The 3,421-nt window shown below is 64.2% G+C and carries 2 protein-coding genes and 1 pseudogene; all 3 read left to right on the forward strand.

The window, feature by feature from the left end; genetic code table 11:
* Nucleotides 1-363: pseudogene (locus ACESNG_RS24465) on the forward strand (hypothetical protein); the annotation flags it as partial.
* Nucleotides 363-1,850, forward strand: a complete 1,488-nt coding sequence (locus tag ACESNG_RS24470; RefSeq protein ID WP_373071370.1) for a hypothetical protein — start codon at nucleotides 363-365, stop codon at nucleotides 1,848-1,850. The pseudogene ACESNG_RS24465 and the gene ACESNG_RS24470, both read left to right, overlap by 1 nt.
* A partial coding sequence (locus ACESNG_RS24475; protein WP_373071373.1) for a hypothetical protein occupies nucleotides 1,847-3,421 on the forward strand: 1,575 nt, incomplete at its 3' end. The genes ACESNG_RS24470 and ACESNG_RS24475, both read left to right, overlap by 4 nt.

Genomic DNA, 3,421 nt, shown 5'->3' on the forward strand with positions numbered 1-3,421 from the left:
CGCGTCATGCGCCATTTGGGCCGCGTGACGGGGACCGCTATCTCGTGGCATGTGCTCCGACATGCGTGGGCCACCGACTTTGCTCGGGCGGTGCTGATGGGCGTGCACGACGGCACGCACGACGCTGACCGCAACCTCGAGGCTATGAAGGCGCTGTTGATCGAGCAACTACGCGAACTGGGAGGCTGGAGCCTGACGTCGACGATGCCTATGTACTACGCCGGCGTGGCCATCAAGGAAGACGCCGACCGGCTGCTCAGCGCACGTCAGTCGGAACGCGCAGCACGCATCCTCGCCATGCAACAGGAGCAGCGCGCAGGCCAGTTTGACACTCACCTCCATGCGGAGAGCGACAAGTGGTAATGGAACCGGTCTTTGTTCCGTCTGATCCGTCGGACGACATGCTGGGCGACCTGCCGCCCCTGCCGACGACGGCGTTCACAGCCGATGGGCAGATGATCACACCGAGCGAACCAGTGTGGCGCCTTCGGAAGCGCGAAGACGGCGGTGGGTACTTCAACTTGCATTGGGCGATGCTCGAGAACTTCGCCCCGCGCATGGTGCATCTCTCGAAGCTCTTACTGGCGAGTCGGGCTAGCCAGTATTCGGCGTCGACCACGAAGAACGAGTTCGATACTCTTCGCCGACTCAGCCAGTGGCGGGACCAGCCGAGACTTGAGTGGTCGCACATCGATTTTCCGTTCGGCGAGTCATGGCTTAGCCACGGCGTGGCGAACACCGCGAATGCTGGAAACGACTTCGCACGTCTGCGGGATCTGTATCGCTACGGCGCTGAAGTCCTGCTGCACGAGGATTTCAGCAGCACAACGTTGCTCCATCTGGAAACTCTCAGGGCTCCAGGCAATGCCAAGGGGAACGCCGTGCGCGCCGGGGACCCAGACGAGGGCTACTTCACGCCTCCCGAGGTGGATGCCATCGTGAACGCCCTCGGACGGCTCCAGGGAACCGCCGAGCAGCGCGCGACCGTGTGGCTGTCGTTGGAGCTCGGGCGGAACTCGCTGCAATACACGTTGCTGCGGGGGCGCGATCTCCTCCGCTTTCCTACCTCTGAGGATCCGAACGCGCCCTATCTGTATCGCGTGTGCGTCCGGCGCATCAAGAAGCGCCAGCCCGTTGACGAGGTGCGCGAATGGCCCATCTCCACTCCGCTCGGCGAGCTCCTTTGGACACTGCGCGCCGATGACGACGCGCCCTTGCTTCACTGGCTTTCGGCAGATCAACCGGAATTGGCGATCACCAACACGATGGCGGCGTGGGTGCGCATCGCCGGTCTGCGGTCGCCCCGTACCGGCAAGCCGCTCCGTCTCAATCCACGCCGCTTCCGGGTCACCATGCTGACGAACGCTGCCGACGAAGGGGCGTCTCAAGAGCACTTGGCTATGCTGGCCGATCACACCGATCTCCAGAACATTCAGGTCTACATCGACCGCAGCCCCCTGTTCTTGGAGCGCATCCGCGACAAGGTGGACGCGATCTACGACCCCATGGTGAAGCGCTTCCAAGGGCGATTCACGACGAAGCACGAGGCGCAGGCGCGCGGTGGCAAGGTGATCCCCGGTGTCGCCTCGCATCTCCCACTCCTCACCGTTGGCGGGATCGGCGTCTGTGGGCATCAGAGCCTGTGCAAGCTCGCGCCACCGCTGACCTGCTACACCTGCGCGAGCTTCGTGGCGTTCCGCGATGGGCCGCACGAAGAGGTGGTGGCCGCCCTCGAGCACGCCATGCAGATGATGAACGACCGCGTGGGTCTGCAGATCGCCAACGCGTTGGCTGCGGCACGTGAAGTGGTGGCGATGCTCGGCGACGCGGCACCCAAGGAGGTGACATGACCGTGACGGTGCTGCCGACGCAGCGCGCAGCCGAGGCCGAATACATCGCGCAGGGTCGCGCGAAAATCAGCGCGCTGCTGCCGACCGAAACCTTTGGCGCAGCATCATGGGATACCACGGCGCTGTTGAAGACGACAGGCGCACGTGCCGCGCGCCTGAATTTTGCAGAGCATGGAGACCTTAGGGTGCCCTTGCCCAATGCTTTTGCCGACGTGATCAAGGCGTGGATCGTCCTGCGCGGCGGTACGCCCAGCAGGATGATACAGCGCGTTTTCGCCGCGCGGTGGCTCTGGTGCGGCATCTGCCAACGCCTCGGCCCCGACGGCGCAACTTTCGCGTGGACCGACCTGCGACCGATGGACCTGCAGGCAGCCGAGCAGTCGATGCTCACCGCGCGGCTGTCACCGCGCACGGTGAACAAAACCGCGGACACAATGGCCGATCTGGCGCGCGAGGTTGGCCGGCGTGGCATCGCCAGCCCCATCGCATTTACGCCCGCGACCAAACGGCAGGGCGACAGCAATAACCACAAGGTGGAAGATCCGGAGGCCCGCAGTGCCAACGTGCTCTCAGCCAGCGCACTGCACGCGTTGGCCGATATCTTCCACCGCGCGGAGGACCGGATCGACGTGTTCTACAGCGCGGTGCTGGCACTGCTGATCGCGACGGGCATTCGGTGGAACGAAGCGGTGACGCTGCCCGATCACCCGCTCGTCGACGAGGAATTTGAGACACGAGACATCACTGGTGCGCTCGTTCGGCGCTCGATCACTTATCTGCGCCGGCACAAAGCAAACTCGAAGAAAGCCGGCGGGGATGGCCGGCCGAGTTTCGAGCGTGTTCCGCTCACGGACCAGCAGGCTATCCTCGCCCGATTGGCCGTGGAGCGCTTGGAGACGCTTTGCGCGCCGGCGCGCTCGCTTGCCGTTCGCCTCGAAGCCTCGGAGCCTCAGTGGGTGTGGCGAGGCGCCACGCGGCCAGCATGGCTTCGTCAAGCCGAGATCGTCGCGGCGCTCGAGTGCGGCGCGGACAACGCCAATCTAATCCTTGCAGAGAGAGGACAGCTTGACCCGGACACCACCACAAGGTGGGCGATCCGTCGCATGACGGTCGCGGCGTTTGATCAGTACATGACCGAGCGCCAGGATTGGGGAGCCCTATGGGTGGTAAAGCCGTCCGGCGCTCACCACGGGCAGCGGGCGTCTGCATCGCTGCTCTGCCTGCGCGTCAATGAGTTACGCAATAGCAAGCCAACGTTCCCGCTCATCGACGTGCCATCGCCGTCTGGCCTTGTTTCGTGGCTTGACGGCAATGGGAGGCATACCAGTGTATTTCGGCGATTCGAGGCCAGGTATGGTGTCGAGTATTGTGAGGATGACGGTTCGCTGGTGAGTGTTGCGTCGCACATGTGTCGCCGACTTTTCGTGACGACGGGTCTGACTGCCGGCGCCACGATGCTCGACTTGATGCGCTGGCAGGGCCGCGAGCATGTGGGCGACCTTGCCTCGTACGACCAACGCTCGATGGTGGCGAAGACGGTGCTCGTGCGGGGCGCGATCAAGTCCGGGCGA

It is taken from the genome of Gemmatimonas sp. (assembly GCF_041689975.1).
Taxonomy (GTDB): Bacteria; Gemmatimonadota; Gemmatimonadetes; order Gemmatimonadales; family Gemmatimonadaceae; genus Gemmatimonas.

What these genes read in the sequence shown, in the direction of transcription:
- ACESNG_RS24470 (WP_373071370.1), top strand. Translation starts at nt 363, where the DNA reads ATGGAACCGGTCTTTGTTCCGTCTGATCCGTCGGACGACATGCTGGGC.